Source organism: Pelomonas parva (genome assembly GCF_043555835.1).
GTDB classification, from domain to species: Bacteria; Pseudomonadota; Gammaproteobacteria; order Burkholderiales; family Burkholderiaceae_C; genus Pelomonas; species Pelomonas parva.
The window spans coordinates 82,858-105,275 of record NZ_JBIGHV010000015.1 but is presented as its reverse complement, the minus strand read 5'-3'; the positions used below and the strand labels follow the sequence as shown (position 1 = coordinate 105,275).

Annotated in this window: 14 protein-coding genes; 1 reads left to right on the top strand and 13 read right to left on the bottom strand. The window is 68.7% G+C overall.

Going from position 1 to position 22,418, the window contains the following annotated elements; all coding sequences use genetic code 11:
* The 13 genes from ACG00Y_RS28015 to ACG00Y_RS27955 all read right to left on the bottom strand — a co-directional run.
* Positions 1-189, bottom strand: a 189-nt coding sequence (locus ACG00Y_RS28015; RefSeq protein WP_394484825.1) for a hypothetical protein, incomplete at its 3' end; no start/stop codon positions are given.
* Complete coding sequence (locus ACG00Y_RS28010) at positions 186-1,769, bottom strand: GH39 family glycosyl hydrolase (protein ID WP_394484823.1); 1,584 nt, start codon at positions 1,767-1,769, stop codon at positions 186-188. The genes ACG00Y_RS28010 and ACG00Y_RS28015, both read right to left, overlap by 4 nt.
* Positions 1,766-3,343 (bottom strand): family 43 glycosylhydrolase, encoded by a 1,578-nt coding sequence (locus ACG00Y_RS28005; protein ID WP_394484820.1) that lies wholly within the window; start codon positions 3,341-3,343, stop codon positions 1,766-1,768. Before ACG00Y_RS28005 ends, ACG00Y_RS28010 begins: the two co-directional genes overlap by 4 nt.
* Positions 3,340-4,782, bottom strand: coding sequence for an MFS transporter (locus ACG00Y_RS28000; protein WP_394484818.1), 1,443 nt, complete (start codon positions 4,780-4,782; stop codon positions 3,340-3,342). The genes ACG00Y_RS28005 and ACG00Y_RS28000 overlap by 4 nt, the downstream gene beginning before the upstream one ends.
* The gene (locus tag ACG00Y_RS27995) at positions 4,779-6,137 is read right to left on the bottom strand and encodes a GH1 family beta-glucosidase (protein ID WP_394484815.1); all 1,359 of its coding nucleotides are present in this window, start codon (positions 6,135-6,137) and stop codon (positions 4,779-4,781) included. Before ACG00Y_RS27995 ends, ACG00Y_RS28000 begins: the two co-directional genes overlap by 4 nt.
* A 20-nt stretch (positions 6,138-6,157) precedes the next feature.
* The gene (locus tag ACG00Y_RS27990; RefSeq protein ID WP_394484813.1) at positions 6,158-7,417 is read right to left on the bottom strand and encodes a GDSL-type esterase/lipase family protein; all 1,260 of its coding nucleotides are present in this window, start codon (positions 7,415-7,417) and stop codon (positions 6,158-6,160) included.
* A gap of 1 nt (position 7,418) precedes the next feature.
* Positions 7,419-9,698 carry a glycoside hydrolase family 95 protein gene (locus ACG00Y_RS27985; protein WP_394484811.1) on the bottom strand — a complete coding sequence of 760 codons (2,280 nt, stop codon included), beginning with the start codon at positions 9,696-9,698 and terminating at the stop codon, positions 7,419-7,421.
* Positions 9,695-11,878 carry a beta propeller repeat protein gene (locus tag ACG00Y_RS27980; protein ID WP_394484809.1) on the bottom strand — a complete coding sequence of 728 codons (2,184 nt, stop codon included), beginning with the start codon at positions 11,876-11,878 and terminating at the stop codon, positions 9,695-9,697. Before ACG00Y_RS27980 ends, ACG00Y_RS27985 begins: the two co-directional genes overlap by 4 nt.
* Positions 11,875-13,509 (bottom strand): DUF5597 domain-containing protein, encoded by a 1,635-nt coding sequence (locus tag ACG00Y_RS27975; RefSeq protein ID WP_394484807.1) that lies wholly within the window; start codon positions 13,507-13,509, stop codon positions 11,875-11,877. The genes ACG00Y_RS27980 and ACG00Y_RS27975 overlap by 4 nt, the downstream gene beginning before the upstream one ends.
* 69 nt (positions 13,510-13,578) lie before the next feature.
* Complete coding sequence (locus tag ACG00Y_RS27970; protein WP_394484805.1) at positions 13,579-16,575, bottom strand: TonB-dependent receptor; 2,997 nt, start codon at positions 16,573-16,575, stop codon at positions 13,579-13,581.
* A 138-nt stretch (positions 16,576-16,713) separates the two neighbouring features.
* Positions 16,714-18,027: a xylose isomerase gene (gene xylA, locus ACG00Y_RS27965; protein WP_394484803.1), complete on the bottom strand. Its 1,314-nt coding sequence runs from the start codon at positions 18,025-18,027 to the stop codon at positions 16,714-16,716.
* A gap of 12 nt (positions 18,028-18,039) precedes the next feature.
* On the bottom strand, positions 18,040-19,494 hold the full coding sequence (gene xylB, locus ACG00Y_RS27960; protein WP_394484801.1) for a xylulokinase: 1,455 nt from the start codon (positions 19,492-19,494) through the stop codon (positions 18,040-18,042).
* Complete coding sequence (locus ACG00Y_RS27955; protein WP_394484799.1) at positions 19,494-20,723, bottom strand: ROK family transcriptional regulator; 1,230 nt, start codon at positions 20,721-20,723, stop codon at positions 19,494-19,496. Before ACG00Y_RS27955 ends, xylB begins: the two co-directional genes overlap by 1 nt.
* 153 nt (positions 20,724-20,876) lie before the next feature.
* On the opposite strand from ACG00Y_RS27955, the gene ACG00Y_RS27950 reads away from it, so the two are divergent.
* Positions 20,877-22,412, top strand: coding sequence for a tryptophan halogenase family protein (locus tag ACG00Y_RS27950; protein ID WP_394484797.1), 1,536 nt, complete (start codon positions 20,877-20,879; stop codon positions 22,410-22,412).
* Positions 22,413-22,418: the final 6 nt, after the last annotated feature.

Below are 22,418 nucleotides of genomic sequence, written 5' to 3'. Positions count from 1 at the left end.
CGCCTTGGTCGTGGGGGTCATGGGCTTTGCCCGCGTTGTATTTGCGGGGGGGGGTGGCGGGGGTGGCGGGGGTGGCGGAGGCGGCGCACCGGCCACCGGTGGCGTGGCGGCACTGCTGCCACCACCGCCACCGCCACCGCAAGCAGCCAGGCCTGCGAGCAGGCTCAGCGCGGCCTGGCGGCGCTTCACGCGCCGACCTTCTTCAGGCTCAGCAGCACCACGTCGTGGCTGCGCAGCTTCAACGTCACGGTGGCCGTGCCGGCAGCGCCGACGACCAGCTCGCGCTGCACTTCCGGCTTGTCGGCGGTCAGGCCTTGCAGCGTGGCGAGCTGCTTCGCATCGAGGTTCTTGGGCGAGCCCATCTTCAGATAGGCCGTGTGGGCATCGTTGACCTCATAGCCGGTGCGCTGCTGGGTCAGCTGGTAGCGGCCGGGCTTCAGGTGGCGCAGCTCGACGGTGGCCGTGCCGACATCCCTGGCCGGCTGCGGCTTGCCGAAGAAGCCGCGGTTGCTGACCTTCTGGTCCGGCAGGCGCCAGTCCCACACCAGGGCTTGCACCTGCTCGCCGTTGGTCGCGGCCCAGCTGAACTCGTCGCTGCTGGGGATCGCCTTGCCATCCAGCCGGGCCAGCGCGGCGAGGTACTTGTAGGCGAACCACACAGGCTTCCTCACGCCTTCGCGGGTCATCATGCCGAAGCCGCCGTGGAAGGGCGCGTCCGGCGGGCCGGGCTCCTCGAACAGGTCGCTGTAGACCCAGTAGCTCATGTGCTGGGCCAGCCCTTGCGTCTGCTTCAGCTTGGTCAGCACATAGGGCGCGCTCATGTAGCTGTCGTGCACCAGGTCGCGCGGGTTGTAGCTGCTGCTCCACTCGGTGAAGAACAGCGGCAGGCCGGGCAGGTGCGAGGCCTCGATCTCCTTGCGCACGCGCCGCACGTCGCCCACGATGGCGTCGGGCGATTTGGACAGCATGCGGTCCTGCTGGCCGAACTCGTCCAGATAGCCCTCATCGACGCCGTAGGTGTGCGTCGTGATGAAGTCCACCGGCGTGTTGGTCGCCTTGGCATGCGCCAGGAACTCGGGCACCCAGGCCGCGCCAGCGGTCGACGGGCCGCCCACGCGCAGCAGCGGCGCGATGCCCTTGATGGCCTTGGCGGTGCGGGTGTAGAGGTCGAAGTAGGCCTGCTTGTCCGCCTTCTCCCAGAAGCCGTCGAGGTTGGGTTCGTTCCAGACCTCGAAGTACCAGTCATGCACCTCGGGCGCGCCGTAACGGTCCAGCAGGTGGCGCACGAAGGCCTCGATCAACGCGACCCAGCCGGTGGGCTCGGGGTGGGAGGTGTTGCCGGCCCAGTAGAAGATCTTCAGGTCCGAGGTCTTCAGCGCCAGCGGCGTGAACCCCAGTTCGATGAAGGGTTTGATGCGCCGCGCCAGCATCGCGTCGTAGAGCTTGTCGATGTTGGTGAAGTCGAAGACGAGCTTGCCGGCGGCGTCGCGCGTGACGGTCTTGAACACGTCGTGGAAGATGGCGTGGAAGCGCAGGTAGCGAAAGCCCAGTTCGTCCACCGTCGTCTTCAACTGCGCCAGCGCATCGGGGCGGTAGGTGGTGCCGGGGTAGTCGGCGCCGACGCAGTGGTCGAAGAAGCGGTCCAGCGGCTGCTTGGCCTGGTCGAGGTCCAGCACGATGCGGCGCTGTTTGGGCGCTTGGGCCGGCTGGGCCTGGGCGACAAGTGGCATGGCGGCGGCGGCGGCAAGCAGTTGGCGGCGGGAAGTCATGCGGGAAGTCCTCGATAGGTGAAGTTGCGGGCGCGCACCTCGCCACTGCCCGCGCTGAACAGCGCAGGCCGCAGGCTGACGAAGCCGCCGAACACGTTGTGATGCAGGCCGGAGACCTCCATCTGCCAGGAATGCTGGGTCCAGGTCTTGCCGCCGTCGTGGGAGTAGTGCCAGGTGACGACGTTCTCGCGGTTGGTCAGGCGAATGTGGACGTTCTTGGTGGTCATGCTCTGGCGCATCCAGCCATGCTCCTGGCCGTAGCCATAGGTCAGCATCTGCGTGGTGCTGAAGCCGAGGCCGACATGGCCGCGCTCTTCGTAGAACAGCGCCAGGCCGCCATGGCCTTCGCCCGTGATTTCCAGCTCGACGGTCACCTCGTAGCTGCGGTCGCCGCAGGCGCAGGTCAGCGGTGACGAATCGGGCAGGGCTTTTCCTTTGCCCTTGATGACCAGCGACTTGCCCTCGAAGCGCAGGCGTTTCGCCTCATCAGGCGCCGGTGCGTGGAAGGCCCATTGCAGGCCCAGCTTGCCCGACGAGAAGTCGTCCGACAGCGCGAAGCCCGCCTTGCTCGGCTTGCCGCCGCGCGGCTTGGGCAGCGGCCGGTCGAGCGTGCCGCCCTTGGCGCGCAGCCAGCCGTCCTGGGTCCATTCAACGGGCTCCAGCAGCGCCTGCCGGCCCAGCGTGCGGAAACCGTTCTCGTAGCCGTGATAGACCATCCACCAGTCACCCGCCGGCCCCTCGACGACGGTCGCATGGCCGCGCGACCACCAGGGTTCGCTGGCACTCTTGGTGCGCACGATGGGGTTGTTGGGCGCGTCCTGCCAGGGCCCGTGCACGGAGCGCGAGCGGGCCACGGTGACCATATGGCTGGTGGGCGGCCCGGCGGTGCCGCCGACCGCGGAGATCAGGTAGAACCACTCGCCGCGCCTGAACAGCTTGGGCCCCTCGGGCGCGAACATCTCGACGACCCAGTCCTTGGGGTATTGCCAGGGCTTCCAGGCGTTCTCTTCCAGCGCGCCATCGGTGGCCAGGCCGTCGTCGGTGAGCCGCACGCGGCGGCCGCCGTTGACGAAGAGGTAGCGGCGGCCGTCCTCGCCCACCACATGGCCGGGGTCGATGCAGCCGGGCAGCTTCAGGTCGATGGGCGCGCTCCAGGCCCCGCGGATGTCGTCGGCGTGAATGACATAGGTGCCCGTGCCCTGGTCCTGCAGCACCGGGATGTAGATGTAGAAGCGGCCCTGGTGCTTGATCAGGTCCATGGCCCAGACGGTGCCGATGGGCTGATGCAGCGCGGCGGTGATGGGCGTCCAGTTCACCAGGTCCTGCGAGTGCCAGATGACGGCCCCCGGGTAGGACTGGAAGGACGAGAAGGTCATGTAGTAGTCGGCCCCGTCCTTCAGGATGGTGGGGTCGGCATGGTCGCCCGCGACGATGGGGTTGATGTACGTCCCGTTGCCCAGGTCGGCCTTGCGCTGGCCTTCGATGCCGGCAGCAAACTTCGGTGCGGCGAGGGCGGGCGTGACCGCCGCGCCCGCGAGTGCGGCCTGCAAGGCCGTGCGGCGCGACAGCGTCATACCGTGCCGCGCGTCGATTCAAGCTGCCCGCGGATCTGCAGCATGCGTGCCTCGGTCAGCGGGAAGCGCAGGATGGCGATCAGCGCCAGCACCAGGCCGATGACCGGGATGCCCGACAGCAGGATGCGTATCCAGAAGATGGCCTCGGGCGTCTGGATGGCCTGCTTGGAATCGAAGCCGGTGGCCTGCAGTATCCAGCCCGACGCGCCCACGCCCAGCGCGATGCCGACCTTGGAGATCCACGACTGGCAGGCCGAGAACGAGCCCTCGCGGCGCTGGCCGGTCTGGGCTTCGTCGTAGTCCACCACGTCGCCGATGGTGGCGCCGTACAGCGTCCAGAAACCCGCGCCGGTGAAGGCCACGAAGCCGCAGGCGAACAGCTGCAGGTAGGGCCGCTCGGGGTCGTACAGCCACCAGTCACCGATGAAGGCGCAGATGGCCATGACCAGCACCGTGGCCAGGCCCGCGCGCTTGCCCCATTGGCGCGCGATCCACGTGAAGAAGGGGATGCCGGCGAAGCCGAAGGCCATGCCGGCCAGGCCCATCGCGGTGTTCCACTTCGTCGCCAGCACGATGTCGCCCTTGCAGACGTAGTAGACGGTGGCGTAGTAGCCCAGCGCACCGACCATGGCCGTGCCGATGCCGTAGGCCAGCGACATGGTCAGCACATGGCGGAAGGGCTTGCAGCGCAGCGTGCGCCACAGGGTGTCGGTGAAGGGGATGTGGGTCTGCGTGCGCGACACCAGCTTCTCGTAGTAGCGCTCGCGCACCAGCAGGAAGATGGCGATGGACACGGCCACCATGATGGCGCCGAGGATGGCGCAATAGGTCTGGGCGCCGCGCAGGATGTCGGGCTTGCCGGTGTCGGGGTCGTTGAAGATGGCCAGTGTCGTGAACTGCGCGGCGAAGAACATCGCCAGCTCCGGGCCCTTCTGGATGGCGTTGCGGATGGCCATCACGGTGGTGCGCTCGTGATAGTCGGGCGTCATCTCCGAGCCCAGGCTGACCCAGGGCATGTTGAAGCAGCTCATGATGGGCACGTAGATCACCATGCTGACCAGCATGAAGGTGAAGTACTGCATGTCCGTCCAGCCCTTGCCGACGGCGAACATCAGCGGCAGGCCGATGCCGGCCAGCACGCCGCCGATCAGGATGAACGGGCGGCGCCGGCCGTAGCGCGTGCGTGTGTTGTCGCTGATCCAGCCGAAGATCGCATCGCTGGCCGCATCGATGAAGATCTTGACCATCTGCACCGTCGAGATCAGCCCGGGCGCGACGCCGAGGAAGATGTTGAAGACGTGGAAGGCCAGCGACGGGTAGAGCCAGTGGCCCCACATGTCGAGGATGGAGCCGAGGCCGAAGCCGATCTTCTGCCGCATGGGCAGGCGGTCGGCCGAGGGCGGCACGACGCGGTCGAGATGGAGGGTGCTGGCGTTCACAGGATCTTCCTGGCCTTGATGACTTCCGCGTAGTAGTGGGCCGACAGCTTGGCCGTGCGTACCTGCGTGGCGTAGTCGCAATGCACGATGCCGAAGCGGCGCTGATAGCCGTCTTCCCACTCGTAGTTGTCGATGAACGACCAGAGGAAGTAGCCCTTCAGCGGCACGCCGTCGCCGATGGCGCGGTGGGCCTCGCGCAGGTGGTTGCGCAGGAAGTCGCGGCGGTGCAGGTCCAGCACCTCGCCGTCCACGACCGGTTCGTCGTTGTAGCCGCAGCCGTTCTCGGTGATGTAGAGCGCCTGGTGGCCGTAGCACTCGGCCGCGAAGCGCGTGGCCCAGTAGATGGACTGCGGCACCAGGCGCAGCCAGGGGCTGTCGGCGCGCGGGTAGTTGACGGGCGGCGGCAGGGCCTCGAAGGCCGCGCCGGCCTTGCCGGCGCGCACATAGGTGCCGGTGTAGATGTTCAGGCCCAGGTGGTCGGTGGGCAGGCTGATGAGGTCGAAGTCACCGGGCTCGACCGTGGGCGCGTCCGCGCCCACGCGGGCCAGGTAGTCGGCCGGGTACTGACCGGCATGCATGGCGCCCAGCACATGGGCATTCATCTGCAGGAACCAGGCCTTGGCGGCGGCGATGTCGGCCGGCGTCTCGGTGACGGGGATGCAGACGTCGAGGTTGTCGGTCAGGCCAACGACCGCGCCCGCGCCGCCAAATTCGCGCACGGCGCGCACGCCATGGCCATGGCACAGCAGCGCGTGGTGGAAGGTCTGGTTGACGACCTGCGCGCTCTCGGTGCGGCCCGGCGCCTTGGTGCCGTAGCCGTAGGCCAGCTGCGTGAAGCAGCGGATCTCGTTCATCGTGATCCAGTGCTTCACCTCGCCGGCGAAGGCCTTGACGATGGTGTCGGCGTAGCGCGCGAAGGCGTCGACGGTGACGCGCGAGGTCCAGCCGCCGCGGTCTTCCAGCGACTGCGGCAGGTCCCAATGGAACATCGTCACCCAGGGCTGGATGCCGTGCTTCTTCATGCTGGCAAAGAGGCGGTGATAGAAGTCCAGCCCGGCCTGGTTCAGCTCGCCGTCGCCGTTCGGGTAGATGCGCGGCCAGGCGATGGACAGGCGGTAGTACTTCAGGCCCAGCGAGGCCATCAGCGCGAAGTCGTCGTCGAAGCGGTTGTAGTGGTCACAGGCCACGTCGAGCGTGTCGCCGTCGTGCACCTTGCCGGGCGTGCGGCAGAAGCGGTCCCAGATGGATTCGCCCTTGCCGTCGGTGAAGGCAGCGCCCTCGATCTGGGCGGAGGCGGCGGCGACGCCGAACAGGAAGTCGTCAGGGAAAGGGCTGGAGTAGGTCAGTGCGGTCATGAAGTTGGTGCAAGGCGCCGTCAGGGCGCCAGAAGAGAAGTCAGAGGTGCTTCCAGGCTGCGGGCCCAGATGTCGTAGCCCTGCGGGCTCAGGTGAAGCGAGTCCGGCAGGATGTCTTTGGACAGCGTGCCGTCCGTGTTGGTGAGCGCGTGGGCCAGGTCGAGGAAGACGACGCGCTTGCCGTCCGCCAGCGCCGGCAGCAGCGCATTGATCTTGGCGTTGTGGCGGCGCATGAGGTCGTCGGGCTTCTCTCCGCGCGGGAACAGCGCCAGCAGCAGCACCTTGGCCTGCGGCTGGCGCTTCCTGATTTCATCGAGGTTGCGCTGTATGCCGGCCACGGTGAGGGCCGGGTCTTCCAGCCGCTCGCCGGTGTTGTTGGTGCCAATCATCATGACGATGGCCTTGGGCGCCATGCCGTCCAGCTCGCCGTTCTGCAGCCGCCACAACAGGTTCTCGGTGCGGTCGCCGCCGAAGCCCAGCGCCACGGCGTTGTGCTTCGCGAAGTGCCGGGTCCAGGCGGCCTTGCCCTCGTTCTCCCAGCCTTGCGTGATGGAGTCGCCCAGGAAGACGAGGTCCACGCGCCGGCCGGCCTCACGGTGGGCGCGGATCTCGGCCAGCTTGGCCTCGTGGCGCGGCAGCCACCAGTCCACGGCCCAGGACTCCTGCAGGCGCTCGGGCGTGGTCGATTGCGTGCGGTAGTCGGGGCAGGCAGTGGTCGCCTTGCCGGTCTTGTTGATGCGCAGGTTGGCGATCTGCAGCTCGCCGCTGCCGGTGCCTTCTAGCGTGAAGGGCAGGTTGACGGCGGAGAAGTCGTCGCCCTCGCGCCAGAAGCACTTCAGCGAGAACGAGAGGTGCTGGCGGCCCTTGCCGATCAGGGTGCGCCCCGCGAACAGGAAGGGCACCTTGCGCTCGCAGTCCTTGCCGCAGCCGAGCTTGAACTTCATGCCGCCCTTGGCGAGGTCGACGACGTTGAGATCGAACTCCAGCGTGCCCTCGGCCAGGTAGGGGTTCAGGTCCAGCGGCTTACCGTCCTGCCAGCGCAGCTGCGCGATCCAGGTGTTGCTGAACTGCAGCGTCACGGTGCCGTCGCTGCCACGGCGGGCAGCGACATGGCTGTTGGGCACGCGCGGATTGGCCGGCTTGGGCACGGTGATGCGGTCGCCGGTCAACCTGGCCTCGCCTTCGAAATCGGTGACGGCGACCTGCCAGCCCTTGGACAAGTCCACTGACTGCGCTGTCAGCGGAAGCAGGGCGAGGAAGGCGAGCAGGAAACGATGCATGTCAGAAGTCCTTGGCGAGCAGCGTGCGCGACTGGCCGGGCTTGAGCTTCAGCTCGACGACGCGCTCGCCCGCGCGCGCGCGCCCGTCGCCGGTGCCTGCCACCGAGCGCACGGTGGCGCGTGTCAACTTGCCGCCCGCCCAGGCGATGTCCACCTCGAACCCGCCGCGCGCGCGCAAGCCCTTCACCGAGCCTTCGGGCCACGCCGCAGGCAAGGCCGGCAGCAGGTCGATGACGCCGTCGTGCGACTGCAGCAGCATCTCCGCGATGGCGGCGGTGGCGCCGAAGTTGCCGTCGATCTGGAAGGGCGGGTGGGTGTCCAGCAGGTTGGGATAGGTGCCGCCCTGGTGTACCTCGCCGCCCTCGCGGGCCTTGCGCGCGCCGGGCTGGGCCAGCAGGCCGCGCAGCAGGCCGTGGGCATGGTCGCCGTCGCGCAGCCGCGCCCAGAAGGCGATCTTCCAGGCCATGGACCAGCCGGTGCTCACGTCGCCGCGCGCCAGCAGCGTCTTGCGTGCGGCGGCCGCCAGCTCGGGCGTGCGGGTGGGCGAGATCTGCCGACCAGGGTAAAGCGCGTACAGGTGGGACACATGGCGGTGCGTGTCCCGGGGCGTGTCGAGCACCGGGTCCTTCAACTCCTCCATCCATTCGAGCAACTGACCCCAGCTGCCGATGCTTGGGGCCGCGAGGCGGTCGCGCAGCGACGCGGCGCGGTCCCGCGCGGCGCGGTCGCCGAGCGCCTCGGCCGCTTGCGCCATGTTGTCGAAGTGGTCCCACAGGATCTGCTGGTCGTAGGCCACGCCGTCCTGGATGGGGCCGTGCTCCGGCGACCAGCCGTTGGGCGCCACCAGCCTGCCGTCGGGCAAGGCCTTGAGCCGGTCTTCCCAGAACTCACCGACTTCCTTCAGCACCGGCCAGGCGACGTTGCGCAGGAAGGCCTTGTCCTGCGTGAACGCGTAGTGCTCCCAGAAGTGGCGGGCATACCAGGCGTTGCCGGTCATGTTCCACAGATAGCCCTGATAGCCAAACGGGTTGGTCTCGGTGCGCAGCGCCCAGCCGCGGGCCGGCCGGCCGTCCTTGAGGAAGGTCTCGATGGGCGGCTGGACCGAGTTGTCCCAGGGCGGTGTCTCGGGTGGCAACCTCGATGGGTCGCGCAGCGCAAGCGCGGCGCGCTCGGACACGGCCTTGCGCCACTCGGGAATCAGCCGCTGCACGAAGCGGTGGAAGGGCCGTGCGGCCTCGGCGAGGTTGGTCGGCTCGGCCGGCCAGTAGTTCATCTGCAGGTTGATGTTGGAGTGGTAGTCGCTGTTCCAGGGCGGCTGCAGGTGGTCGTTCCACAGGCCTTGCAGGTTGGCGGGCAGCGAGTCACGCGAGCTGCTGACGAGCAGGTAGCGGCCGAAGTGGAAGTAGAGCGCCTCCAGCTCGGGGTCGCCGCCGTGCTGGGTGTAGGCGGCCAGGCGCGCATCGGTCGTCAGTGCCCGGCGCTCGGCGGGACTGTCGCCCAGGTCCAGCGCGACGCGGCCGAGCAGGGCATCGACATCGTCGTGGTGCTCCGCACGCAGCTGCTGCCAGCGCTTGGCCGCAGCGGCGGCCACCTGGGCCTGCACGCGCGGCAGCGGCGCCTTGCCGTCGGTGAAGCTGGTGCCGGCGCCGAGGATCAGCGTCAGCGAGGTGCAGCCGTTGAAGCGCAGTGTGTTGCCGTCGATGGCGACGCTGCCACCCTCGTGCAGCACGCGCAGCTGGCTGGCGTAGGCCAGGCCATTGGGCAGCCTGCCTTGTGCCGTCAGCGTGGTGTTGGCCGCGCTCAGCGCCGCGCTGTGGCGGTCGGTCAGCGCGATGCGGCCGTTGTAGCGACCGGGCGCGCTGGCGTGCAGGTGCCAGACCAGCACCTGGGCCGGGTGGCTGGCCAGCGCGTCGCGGGCATAGCCCACGCCGCCCTGCGTGTAGCTGAGACGGTGCTCGGCGCGGGCTATGTCCAGCTCGCGGCGGTAGTCGCTGAGCGGCGCATCGGCGCCGTCCAGCGTCAGCACGACGTCGCCGAAGGGCTGGTAGGCGCCCATCTTCTGGGTGTCGCCCGTCCACAGCGTGATGTCGTTGAACTGCAGGCGGTCGCGCGCCACCTGGCCGAACAGCATCGCGCCCAGCCGGCCGTTGCCGATGGGCAAGGCCTGCTGCTCCCAGCCCTTGGGCGTGTCGGGCGCGGGCGCGGCGTAGCGCAGCGTCAGCTCGCTGGCACACGCAGGCAGCGCGGCCGCCAGGGCCAGAGCGGCGAGGAGGCGCTTCATGCCTTGGGTTTGCCGATGATGACGCCGCGCCCCTCGGGCGCGAGGTAGACGACGCCGAACTCCAGCGGGTCGGCGGCCAGCGCGTTCAGCCGGCCGTAGCGGTGGCGGTCGTCGTTGATGCGCTGGAAGCTGGCGCCGCCGTCGATGGAGCGGAACAGGCCTTCGACCGCGTCACCGCCGCCGACGGCCACCTTGCCCCACACGTAGACGGCGTGATAGGTCGCGCCCGGGGCCGCCTTGCCCACGGCCACGCGCCAGGGCTCGGCCACGCCGCGAATGGTCTTGGCCTTGGCGCCGACACCGGGGATGTGCAGGAGCCCGTCGTGCGTGGCCAGCCACAGGTCGCGCGCCTGGCCCGGCGCGCAGATGAGCTGGGCGCTGCGCCAGTTCTCCAGCTTGGGCAGGCCGGTGATGCTGGGCTGGAAGCTGGCGCCGCCGTCCGCGCTGACGAGGATGCGGCCATTGGCGCGGTCCAGCACGTAGAACACGCCCTCGATGGCACGGTCGGCCACGGGGGTCAGCGTCACGTCGCGCTCGGCGGGCCAGCCCTGGCTGAGGTTCCAGGTCTTGCCCCGGTCGCGCGAGAACAGCGCCGCCTGCTTGTCGGGCACCCACAGGAAGAAGCCGCCCTTGGCCGACACGGCCACCTGGCCCGACGATGCCCTCCAGCCCTCGGGCGTCTTGGCGTTGCGCGTGGACGGGCCGAAGGGTCGCCAGCTGGCGCCGCCGTCGGGTGACCAGTAGCCGCCGTTGGCTGCCATGTCCGATGTGCGCGCGACGATGCCGGGGTTCAGCTCGGCAAACGACACCGAGCGGCAGGTCTCGCCGGCGGGCAGGAAGAGGCCGTTCTTGGGGCCTTGGTTGAGGTCGTCCCAGGCCGCGCCGGAGACGTCGCCCATGGCCGCCAGCAGCGCCGCGCCGCCGTTGGGGCTCTCCAGGCCAAGCACGGCGGTCTCTTCGAGGTTGTCGACGGTGAAGGCCCAGTTGACCTTCGCGGCACCGAGGTTGCCTGTCATCCACAGGCCGTAGCCCGTGCCGTAGACGGCGCGCTCGCCGTCGTGTGGGTCGATCTTGAAGTCGGCCAGCCAGTGGCCTTGCTTGTGGTGCGTCTTGGCCTGGTAGGCCTGCAGCCAGGGATGGGTGCTGGCGTCGAAGGCGGAGCGCGGGCTCAGCGGCACCCAGTTGGCGCCGAAGTCGTCCGACACGTAGATCTCGTCGCCCTGGCTCCAGCGCTCGATGGTGGACACGACGACGCGGCCGGGGCGCCTGGCGTCCGCGTCCAGGCCCGAGTAGCCGAAGCCGTCGCCGCTGCGGGGCTTGACGGGCGTGATGTCGCGCCAGCTGCCGTCCGGCGCGCGGCGCCAGACGCTGCCGGTCTTGGCGTAGCCGGGGTTGGTGATGGTGCCCGCGTCGCCACCGGCAAAGCTGACGTAGAGCGAGCCGTCCTGCCCGACCGCCGCGCGCTGCGGCGCTTGCGCGGGCAGTTCGGCGATGCGCGTGAAGCTGGCGCCGTCGTCGCTGGAGACGAACAGGCCGGGCTGGTCGTGGCTGCCGGCGTAGACGGTCTTGGCCGTCGGCGCGAACAGCACGAGGGACACATGCTTGGCCGGGAAGCCGCTCAAGCGGCTGAAGCTCTGGCCGTGGTTGGTGCTCTGCTGCAGACCGTCCTGCGTGGTGCCGAGCAGCAGGCGCTCGGGGCGCTTCGGGTCCACCTGCAGGCGCTCGCCGGTGCCGCGGCCGGGGCCGTTGCCATTGAGCTTGAGGCCCAGCTCGTGCGTCTGCCAGGTGGCGCCGCGGTCCGTGGACGACAGCAGCGCGGCCTTGCGCGCCCATTCGCCGGTGTACAGGCCGCAGGCGGCGTAGACGCGGTTGGCGTCGGTGGGGTCCACGGCCAGGGCCAGCACGCCCATCAGGTCGGCGTCGTCCTTGGCCAAATGGTCCAGCAACGGCAGCCAGCGCTTGGCCGTAGGGTCGAAGCGGTAGGCGCCGCCGATGTCGGTGCGCGCGTAGAGCAGGCCTTGCTCGCGCGGGTGGAAGACGAAGCCGTCGATGAAGCCACCGCCGCCGTAGGTCAGGCTGCGCCAGTCGTAGGCGGGTGCGGTGTCGGCGGCCCAGGCGGCTGAAGTGGGCAGGGTGGCCGCCAGCCCGGCGGCTTGCAGCAGGTGGCGGCGGTGGATCATTGAGCGGGCCTGCCCATCTTGACCTTGAGCATGACGGGCTCGGCCGGCAGGTTCAGGCCGTAGTCGACCTGGTCCCCGTTCCAGACGCGCTCCATGACCCAGCGGCCCTTGTCATCGAAGCGGCCTTGCTCGGCGCGCAGCATCATGCCGCTCGTGCCTTGCGCCGGCTCCATGCGCACGCGCACGCGCTGGCCGATGACGATGAATTCGTCCGGGCTGATCTGGGCCATCGCCGCGCCGCCGCTGGGTTCCTCGGTGCCCGCTGCCGGCTTGGCGAATTCGCCGCCCCAGGCGGACTCGCCGAAACGGCCCATGCGGTAGGTGAGCTTGGCGGTCCAGCCGGGGAAGTCGAGCTGCTGGGGCTTGCGGTCGTCGCCTTCGCCGGCGCCCTGGACCTTGCCGTCGAAGGCCCACTGCGCCCACTGCCGCTGGATGGGCGCGAACATGCGGTAGACACGCTCGAAGGGCTCGACGAGCTTCTTGTCCGTGGCCAGCGTGCCCAGCGGGTAGTTGCTGTAGTCAAAGTAGTCGGTGCCGAAGGGCGAGATGCCGATGGCGCCGCGGCCCAGCATGGCGTAGATGAAGCGCGCATAGGCGGGCTTGGTGCCGAACTCGGGCACCCACAGCCCGTTGTCGGGGCGCTGGAAGAGCTTCAAGTTGGCGTTGACCTGGTCGGACTCGGGCCGGTAGATGTCGGGCCCGACGATGTCGATGGCGGGCGCGGCGGCCTTGTAGATGTCGATGACGTCCCAGGTCGGGCCGCCGCTGGCGAAGTTCTTGTTCCAGGGCTTGGGCGGCTGCTCCAGCGGGTCACGCAGGGCGTTGTTGACGTACATCGGCAGGTCGTACACGGCGCGGCCGGCGGCGGCGATGTCGCCGATGTAGCGGGCCACGGCCCAGGCGTGGAAGTACTCGTCGGCATAGTCGCCGTAGACCTCGCGCCAGGTGCCGGAGGCCGCGGCCTTGGGCTTCTGCCGCGCCAGCACAGCGGCGGGCACGGGCTGGTTGAAGGCGGCCTGCGCGTCCTTGCCGAAGTCGCGCACCAGGCCGTAGGTGCCGACCTCGTTCTGCACCTGCACCATCAGCACGGTGCGCTCGGTCGAGTCGATCTTCTTCAGGTGGGTCATCAGCGCAACGAAGGCGCGCTTGTCGTGTTTGAGTGTCTCGGCACCGAAGGGGCTGAGGCTGTAGTTCGGCTTGCCTTCCTGGTCGAGATTGGGAGGGAAGCGCTTCGGGTTGAGCTTGACCCACTCGGGCGTGTACTGCGCGCTGGTGTTCTTCCAGGTCGCGAACCACAGGATCACCAGACGCTTCTTCTGCTGGCGGGCTTCCTTGACGAGGACGTCAACGAAGCTGAAGTCGAACCTGCCCTCGACGGGCTCCACCTGCTCCCAGGCCACCGGCATCAGCAGCGTGTTGGCGTGCAAGTCGTTGGCGGCGTCCCACACGGGCTTGAGCGCGCCGGGGTAGTTGCTGGAGTTGTGCGCTTGCGCGCCCAGCATGAGGAAGGGCTTGCCGTCCACCAGCAGCGCGTGGCGGCCGTCTTTCGAAACCAGGCGCGGCAACTCGGCGGCGCCGGCGGCGTTGAGCAGACAGGCCAGCGCCGCCGCGAGGAGAAGCTTGTTCTTCATCATCGGAAATTCGGATGTGAGGGGAAAAAGCCGGCGGCCCCGGGAGGAGGCCGCCGGAAGTGCCGGAGATTAGAACGAGTAGCTGGCAGTGACGCTGTAGCGCCGGCCGTTGTAGTTGATGGCGCGGGTCATCATGCCGATGTTCTGCTGCATCAATTGGCGGGCCTGGGCGTTGTTCAGGTTCTGCGCTTCCACGCTGAGGCTGAACTTGTCGCTGAAGCGGTAGTTCAGACCCGCGTCGACCTGGCCGTAGTCGTCGCTCCAGGTGGGCAGCGCGTAGGCCACGCTGGTGCCGTCGGCCAGGCGGCCGTCGGTGCCGCGCGTGCCGTTGGCATTGACGGCCTGCAGGTGCTTGCCACGCCAGCTGTAGGCCACGCGCGCCGACAGCGGGCCGTAGTCATACAGCAGCGCCAGGTTGTAGGCGTTCTTGGACAGGTTGGTCAGCGGCAGGTCGCCGAAGGTGCGGCCGTCGGTGTCGCAACCGTTGATGTTCAGGTTGAGGTTGACCGCGTCCAAGGTGTTGCTGGCGCAGAACGGGCTCAGCACCGGGTTGTAGGGCTTGGTCTTGCTGGCGACGTAGGTGTAGTTGGCCTGCACGCCGATGCCCGACATCCAGCCCGGCAGCATGTCGAGGTAGCGCTGGAAGGCGAGCTCGAAGCCGCGGGCGTGGCCCTTGCTGCCGTTGACCGGCGAGGTGACGGTGAAGTTCAGCGGGTTGCCGGCGGCGTCGCGCAACACCGTCGTGGCCGACTGCCTGACGATGATGTCGCTCAGCTGCTTGTTGAACACCGCCAGCGTCAGCGAGCCGTTCTTGGAGAAGTACCACTCGGCGGTCAGGTCGATCTGGGTGGACTTGACCGGCTTGAGCAGCGGGTTGCCGGTGGCCGAGCCGGTCAGGTTGACGGCGTCGATGATGAGCGTGTTGCCCTCGGTGTGCTTGGTCGTCGTCAGCTCCATCGACGTGTAGGCCTGCATGTCCGAGAAGTCCGGGCGCGAGACACCCTTGGCCACGGCGGCGCGGAACTGCAGCGCGTCGCTGGCCTTGAAGCGCAGGTTCAGGCTGGGCAGCACATTGATGTAGTCCTGCTGGGCGGCCATCGGCGAAGCGAAGCTGGCGATGACGGGCACCGGCACGCCACCCACGGTCTGGCCCGGTTGCGGCGTGATGCCCGGGTTGTAGTTGAAGACCGTGAAGCCGCTGGCCCTCATGTCCGTGCGCACGGCGCGCAGGCCGACATTGCCGTCGACGGGCGTGCCGGAGTCGGTGAAGTCAAAGCGCAGCTGGGCGTAGGCCGCCTGGGTGCGTTCCTTCTGCTCGTTGGTACCCGCCGGGTTGGTGCCGAAGCTGGCCGGCGCCCACTTCGCGCAGCCGCTGCCCCAGCCGTTGGCGGCCGTGAACTCCTGGCAGCGGATGTCGTGGTACTCGTGAATCTGCTGGTAGCTCTGCGGGTAGTTCTGCGCCAGCGACACGTGGGGCACGTAGATCGGCGACACCTGCTGGCCGCCGAAGAAGTTCTTGAACTCGTGCAGCGTGACCGGGGCATTGAAGCGCGGGTCGCTCAGGTAGGCCACGTCGCTGATGTCCCAGCCGCGCTGCCAGGTCTGGGTGATGGCGGCCCAGTTGTAGTCGGGCACCGTCTTCATGGTGGTGGCGTCGCGCTCGGTCAGGCGCACGCCGAAGGACAGGTCCTGCAGCACGGCGTGGTCGAAGTTGAACTTGGCATCCGCGCGCCAGGCCTTCTGCTCGGCGCGGCTGCGGTCCAGGTGCTCCATCGTGAACGCCCAGTAGTAGTTGGCCTTGTTCTGCAGCGCGGCCAGGTCGCCGGCGTCGAAGACGACGCGTGGCGTGGAGCCGGTCAGGTCCAGCACTTCCTTGGGCATCAGCAGGCCGGTGGCGACGGTGGAGTCGAAGCCGGTGGTGTCGGACTTGACGATCTGCAGGTCGGTGCTGAAGGACCACTTGTCGCTGGCGCGCCACTTCAGGTTCCAGCCCAGGTCGCGGGTCTTGGAGTTGCGCTTCATGTAGCGCGTGTCGGCGCCGAAGTTGACGCCGCCGTCGGCCGGCTGGGTCAGCGTGCCGCTGACGAAGACGTTGTTGGCGTTGTACTTGGCGTCGCTGCCGATGACGAGGTTCCAGGGGTTGGCCGAGGAGAACAGCGCGTTCTCGTCCCAGCGCATCTGGTACTTGGACTGGAAATAGGTCAGCGAGCTTTCAATGTCGTTTTTCTTCCATTGCAGCGCACCGTACAGGCCGTTGCGGTCACGGTCGAAGTTCTCCTCGCGCCACTGCGCGCCCTTGGGCACCCAGTGCGTTCCGTCGATCTTGTAGTAGGGCTCGATCTGCCACTTGTCGTTGCGGGTCCGGCTGTTGCTGTGGGCCAGGCTCAGCAGCATGCCGACCTTGCCGATGTCGGTGTTCCAGCTGTTGGCCAGCAGGCCGGACGCGGAGGGGCTCCACTTGCCCGTCAGGTCGTTGTACTTGCCGACTGCGGTGACGCTGCCCTTGAAGCCGTTGTAGTCGAAAGGCAGGGCGGTGCGCAGGTTCACCAGGCCGCCGATGGAGCCTTCGATCTGCGTGGCCATCGGGTTCTTGTAGACGTCGACGCCGGCCAGCAGTTCGGGCGGCACGTCCTCGAAGTTCAGCGCGCGGCCGCCGTTGGCGGAGAAGGTGTCGCGGCCGTTCACTTCGGAGCGCACATAGGTCAGGCCGCGGATGTTGACGCTGGAGCCTTCCACCGAGTAATGCTCGGGGTCGCTGCGGGCCATGGTGCGGTCGATGGTCACGCCGACGATGCGCTGCAGCACCTCGGTGACGGATTGGTCGGGCAGCTTGCCGATGTCGTCGGCAACGATGGAGTCGACGATCTCATCGGAGTTCTGCTTGATGCGTTGCGCGGATTCAAGCGCCGCGCGGCGGCCGGAGACGACGACGGTCTCGACCTTCTGCACGGGGGCCGATGCGGCGGCCGCAGGCGCTGCGGGTGTCTGCGCCATCGCCAGGCCGCTGCAAAGCAGGGCGGCCTGGGCGGCGGCGAGGGAAATGGCGGTTCTCTGGTACTTGTTCACTGTGTCTCCTCTGATGGCCTCAGGGGCCGTGGGCTGTGGACTTGCTGCTGGTTCGGCGGGAACGGGGAAGGGATCAACATCGGCCTGCAGGGCCGATGCCGGTGGCGGGCTTGGTGAGCTGCATGACGGCGCTGCGCGTCATGCGCAGAAGCGGTTGACGAGGTTCTCAAGCACCTCTTGGCGGCCCGAGACGGGTGCCACGTCCTTGTTCGACGCGAGCACTTCGTCTGCCAGCTCGGCCAGCGTGCGCTTGCCGTTCAAGATGTCCTGGCCTTGCGCGCTGTCCCAGCCGGCGTAGCGCGTGTCGACGGCGCTCTTCAGGCGGCCATCGACGATCATCTTTTCGGCGATCAGCAGCGCCTGCGCGCAGACGTCCATGCCGCCGATGTGGCCGTGGAAGAGGTCTTCGGCATCGATGGACTGGCGGCGGACTTTCGAGTCGAAGTTCAGGCCACCACTACCCAGGCCGCCGGCCTGCAGCACGTGGTACAGCGCCAGCGCCGTCTCGGGCACGTTGTTGGGGAACTGGTCGGTGTCCCAGCCCAGCTGCGGGTCGCCGCGGTTCATGTCCAGGCTGCCGAGGATGCCGAGCGCGCCGGCGGTGGCGATCTCGTGCTCGAAGCTGTGGCCCGACAGCGTGGCGTGGTTGGCCTCGATGTTGACCTTGACTTCCTTCTCCAGGCCGTAGCGCACGAGGAAGCCGTAGACGGTCGCGGTGTCGAAGTCGTACTGGTGCTTGGACGGCTCGCGCGGCTTGGGCTCGATGAGGATGGTGCCCTTGAAGCCGATCTTGTGCTTGTATTCAACGACCATGTTCAGGAAGCGGCCGAGTTGGTCCATCTCCTGGCCCAGGCGGGTGTTCAGCAGCGTCTCGTAGCCCTCGCGGCCGCCCCACAGCACGTAGTTCTCGCCGCCCAGCGCCAGCGTCGCGTCCATCGCGTCGCGCACCTGGAGTGCTGCCATCTTGAAGATCTCGGGGTCGGGGTTGCTGGCTGCGCCCGACATGAAGCGGCGGTGGCTGAACAGGTTGGCCGTGCCCCACAGCAGCTTCAAGCCCGTGGCTTGTTGCTTCTCGCCGAGCACGTCGACGATGCGCTTGAAGTTTTCCTGGCTCTCGCGCGGCGTGGCGCCCTCGGGAGCCACGTCGCGGTCGTGGAAGCAGTAGTAGGGCACGCCCAGCTTGGCGAAGAACTCGAAGGCCGCATCAGCCTTCAGCTTGGCGAGTTCCATCGGGCTGCCGCCCTGGAACCAGGGGCGCTCGAAGGTCGCGCCACCGAACGGGTCCAGGCCGGTCCAGACGAAGTTGTGCCAATAGCAGACGGCAAAGCGCAGCTGGTCTTCCATGCGCTGGCCCAGGACGATGCGGTCCTTGTCGTAGTGCTTGAAGGCCAGCTCGGTCTGGCTGTCGGCGCCCTCGTAGCGGATGGGCTGGATGTGTTCGAAGTAGCTCATGTCTGAAAAGGTCTATGCGCCGCGCAGGCGGCTGTAGAGGTCACGAAAGCGCGCCAGGCGTGGGGCCAGGCGGGCATGGCGTTCGGGGTCGGGCCGGTGGCGCGACGTAATGGCGGGGCGGGTGCAGACGGTGTCGACCGCGCCACCGGTGGCGAGCCAACCCAGCCGTGCTGCGCCGAGTGCGCCGCCGGCTTCGCTGCCGGCGTGCACGACGATCTCGACGTCCAGCGCGTCGGCGATCAGCTGCGCCCAGAAGCTGCTGCGCGAGCCGCCGCCGACGAGGGACAGCTGGCGCACCTCGGTGCCGGCGGCGCGCAATGCGGCGAGGCCGTCGGCCAGGCCGAACGCCACGCCTTCGAGCACGGCATAGGTGCAGTCGGCGCGCGTCGTCTTCGCCTTCAGGCCGTGGAAGACGCCCGGCGCGAAGGGGTCGTTGTGCGGCGTGCGCTCGCCGGCCAGATAGGGCAGGAAGGTCGGCGCACGGTCGGTGACTGCGCTGTCATTTGACGTTAGCTCGGCCAGCAGTGCGCTCTCGTGTTGGCCCACGAGATGGCAGAACCACCTGAAGCAGCTCGCGGCCGACAGCATCACGCTCATCTGGTGCCAGCGCTGGGGCAGCGCGTGGCAGAAGGCATGCACCGCCGAGGCCGGGTTGGGCCGGTAGCGGTCGTTGACGACGAAGAGCACCCCCGAGGTGCCGAGCGAGATGAAGCCGTCGCCCGGTTGCGTGGCGCCGATGCCGATGGCGCTGGCGGCGTTGTCGCCGGCGCCGCCGGCCACGACCACGTCGGCGCCCAGGCCCCAGGCGTGTGCCAGCTCGGCCTTCAGCACGCCGCTGGGCTCGCTGGCCTCGACGAGGCGGGGCATGTGGGCGCGCGTCAGCGAGGTCGCGGCCAGCAGTTCGTCGGACCAGTCGCGGCGCGCCACGTCCAGCCACAGCGTGCCGGCGGCGTCGGACGGGTCGGAGACCTTGTCGCCGGTCAGCTGCAGGCGCAGCCAGTCCTTGGGCAGCAGCACGGTCTTCATTCGTTCGAAGATTTCAGGCTCGTGCTTCTTCACCCACAGCAGCTTGGGCGCCGTGAAGCCGGGCATGGCCAGGTTGCCGGCGATGTCGTGCAGGCGCGGTGCGGCGGCTTCCAGCTCGGTGCACTCGGCGTGGCAGCGGCCGTCGTTCCACAGGATTGCGGGGCGCAGGATGGCGTCGGCCTCGTCCAGCAGCACCGCGCCATGCATCTGGCCCGACAGGCCGATGCCGCGCACGGCGGCGAACTCTTCCGGGTGGGCTTCGCGCAGCAGTGCGATGGCGGCCTCGGTGGCTGCCCACCAGTCGGTGGGGTTCTGCTCGGACCACAGCGGCTGCGGGCTGGAGAGCGTCAGCGTGCTGCCCGCCGTGCCGACGGTGAAGCCGCGGTCGTCGAGCAGCAGTGCCTTGACTTCCGAGGTGCCGAGATCAAGACCGAGAAACATCAGACGGCCTCCTCGGCCAAGGTCACGCCGGTATCGGCCAGCGGCAGGGCGGGGCGGGTCAGGCGGTAGCGGGCCAGCGCGGCGGCGCCCACGGCGACGGCGTTGGCGCCAAAGCGCGACGTGCGCACGCTGGGCGGCGGCAGGCCGGCGGCGGTGGCGTAGTCCAGCAGCGTGTCGAGCGCCGGCTTCAGGAAGGGCTCGCCCAGCTCGACGACGGCGCCGCCCAGCACGATGCAGGCGGGGTCGTAGGCGGTGGCCAGGTTCTGCAGCAGCACGCCCAGGTAACGGCCGGCCGAGTTGACGGCCTTCAGCGTCTCGGCGTCTTCGTCCACCAGGTGGGCGCGCACCTCCGCCAGCGAGCGCAGCACGGTCTCGTCCTCGCTGCCGCCCAGCAGCGCCCGCGTCGCGATCAGCGCCTCGGCGCAGCCGCGCCGGCCGCAGGAGCAGCGCGGGCCGCCCGGCTGCAGCACCATGTGACCCACCTCGCCGGCAAAGCCGCGGCTGCCCGTCAGCAGGCGGTCGCCGACGATGACGCCGGCGCCCAGGCCCTGGTTGATGGAGACGTAGAGCAGCGGGTCCGACGCGGCCGTCAGGTTGAATTCCAGTTCGCCCAGGGCGGCGACATCGGCTTCGTTCTGGATGAACAGCGGCACGCCGGCCAGCGCCGTGTCCTGTAGCTTCTCGCCCAGCAGCGCGGCGAAGGGCACGTCGCGCCAGCCGAGGTTGGGGGCGAAATACAGCACGCCGCGCGCCTCGTTGACGCCGCCCGGCAGGCCCACGCCGATGCCGAGAATCTGCTGGCTGGCGTCGAGTTGGCGGCGCAGCTTCAGCAACGCCGTGGCCAGGCTGGCGATGCAGGCCTTGGCCGTGCGGCTGGCGCCGTAGTTGGCCACGGTGCAGGCCTTGACCTCGCCGGTTAGCGAGGTCGCGACAACGCGCACGGACTCGATGCCCACCTCGGCGCCCAGCAGCAGCAGGCGCTCGGGGTCGATGAACAGCGGCGTCGGACGGCGGCCCAGGTCGCCGGTGGCGACGACCTCGCGTTCCACCAGCCAGCCTTCGTTCACCAACTCGCGCACCAGCAGGCTGACGGTGGACTTGGTCAGGTTGACGGCCCCGGCCAGGTCGGCACGCGACAGCCCCGGACAGGCACAAAGCTGCCTGACCAATGCCATGCGGTTGATGACCTTGAGCAACTGTTGGCTCCCGGCGGCGGCTTCAGCCTGCAAGCTTGTCTCCAGTGATGCCTGGTGGTCCAGGCTTTGAGTCATATTAGTTCGGCCGTCGCACGAAGTAAATTGGGTGAAAGCCCCTAGCGCGGTTTGGTACGGCCCGCCGAAGATGCGAACGCTTGCCGGAGTCAGCTCCGACAGCGCTATCCCATGACAGATCCCTCCCTCAAAAAAATCGTCATCGTGGGCGGCGGCACCGCCGGCTGGATGACGGCCGCGCCGCTGGCCCGGCTGTTCGAGCGCGCCGCTGAAGGCGGGCGGCCGGAGGTCGTGCTCATCGAGTCGCCCGACATCGGCACCATCGGCGTCGGCGAGGCGACGCTGCCGCCCATCCGCGCCTACAACCGCACGCTGGGCCTGGACGGCGCCGACTTCGTCAGGAAGACGCAGGGCAGCTTCAAGCTGGGCATCGAGTTCCGCGACTGGGGCAGCGTCGGCAACCGCTTCTTCCATGGCTTTGGCGACTTCGGCCCGCCCATCGACGGCCGCTCGCCGTGGCAGCACTGGCTGCGGCTGCAGCGCAAGGTGGCCGGCCTGCCGACGTACGAGGACTGGTCCATGTCCACCGTCATGTCGCGGCGCAACCGCTTCACGCCGCCGGCGGACGGGCCGCCCTCGGCGGCCAACGCCTATTCCTTCGCCTATCACTTCGACGCCGGCCTCTACGCCGCCTACCTGCGCGACTACTCCGTGCAGCGCGGCACGCAGCGGGTGGAGGGCACCATCGTCGACGTCGAACTGCGTCCCGAGGACGGCTTCGTCGCGGCCGTCAAGTTGAAGGACGGCCGCCGCATCGAGGGCGACCTCTTCATTGACTGCTCGGGCTTTCGCGCGCTGCTCATCGAGGGCGCGATGAAGTCGCCCTTCGAGGACTGGAGCGCGCTGCTGCCCTGCAACAGCGCGCTGGCCGTGCCCAGCGAGCGCCTTTCGCCGCCCTCGCCGCTGACGCCCTACACCACCTCCACCGCCAAGGCGGCGGGCTGGCAATGGCGCATCCCGCTGCAGCACCGCACCGGCAACGGCCATGTCTATTGCAGCGGCTTCATCAGCGACGACGAGGCCGCCGCCACGCTGCTCGCGGGCCTGGACAGCAAGGCGCTGGACACGCCCCGCCAGCTGCGCTTCACGACCGGGCGGCGCAAGGCCGGCTGGGTGAAGAACGTCGTCGCCATCGGCCTGTCGGGCGGCTTCCTGGAGCCGCTGGAGTCCACCAGCATCCAGCTCATCATGGACGGCGTCGGCCGGCTGATCCAGTTCATGCCGGACCGCCACTGCAAGCCCCACCTGGTGGCCGAGTTCAACCGCCTGATGGGCCAGCAGTACGAGTCCACGCGCGACTTCATCGCGCTGCACTACAAGCTCACCGACCGGCGCGACAGCGAGCTGTGGCGCTACTGCGCGGCCATGCCCGTGTCCGACAACCTAGCCCACCAGATCGAGCTGTTCCGCACGACGGGCCGCGTCGCCGTGCTGGACCGCGACAGCTTCCAGGAGCCGTCCTGGGTGTCGCTCTTCATGGGCCTGGGGCTGCGGCCCGAGGCCTACGACCCCTTCGTTGACCACGTCGACGAGGCCACCCTGGTGCACCATTTCGCCCGCCTGCGCCAGGCCATCCACGAGACTGCGGCCGGCATGCCCGACCACGGTGACTACATCACCCGCCATGTGAAGGCGCTACCTGCTTGAGGAGTT

Bases quoted from the DNA above. Each gene is read 5' to 3' on its own strand.
- ACG00Y_RS27995 (WP_394484815.1), bottom strand. From the start codon at position 6,137: ATGACCGCACTGACCTACTCCAGCCCTTTCCCTGACGACTTCCTGTTC.
- xylA (WP_394484803.1), bottom strand. From the start codon at position 18,027: ATGAGCTACTTCGAACACATCCAGCCCATCCGCTACGAGGGCGCCGAC.
- ACG00Y_RS28005 (WP_394484820.1), bottom strand. From the start codon at position 3,343: ATGACGCTGTCGCGCCGCACGGCCTTGCAGGCCGCACTCGCGGGCGCG.
- ACG00Y_RS27975 (WP_394484807.1), bottom strand. From the start codon at position 13,509: ATGAAGAACAAGCTTCTCCTCGCGGCGGCGCTGGCCTGTCTGCTCAAC.
- ACG00Y_RS27980 (WP_394484809.1), bottom strand. From the start codon at position 11,878: ATGATCCACCGCCGCCACCTGCTGCAAGCCGCCGGGCTGGCGGCCACC.
- ACG00Y_RS27985 (WP_394484811.1), bottom strand. From the start codon at position 9,698: ATGAAGCGCCTCCTCGCCGCTCTGGCCCTGGCGGCCGCGCTGCCTGCG.
- ACG00Y_RS27950 (WP_394484797.1), top strand. From the start codon at position 20,877: ATGACAGATCCCTCCCTCAAAAAAATCGTCATCGTGGGCGGCGGCACC.
- xylB (WP_394484801.1), bottom strand. From the start codon at position 19,494: ATGTTTCTCGGTCTTGATCTCGGCACCTCGGAAGTCAAGGCACTGCTG.
- ACG00Y_RS28010 (WP_394484823.1), bottom strand. From the start codon at position 1,769: ATGACTTCCCGCCGCCAACTGCTTGCCGCCGCCGCCGCCATGCCACTT.
- ACG00Y_RS27990 (WP_394484813.1), bottom strand. From the start codon at position 7,417: ATGCATCGTTTCCTGCTCGCCTTCCTCGCCCTGCTTCCGCTGACAGCG.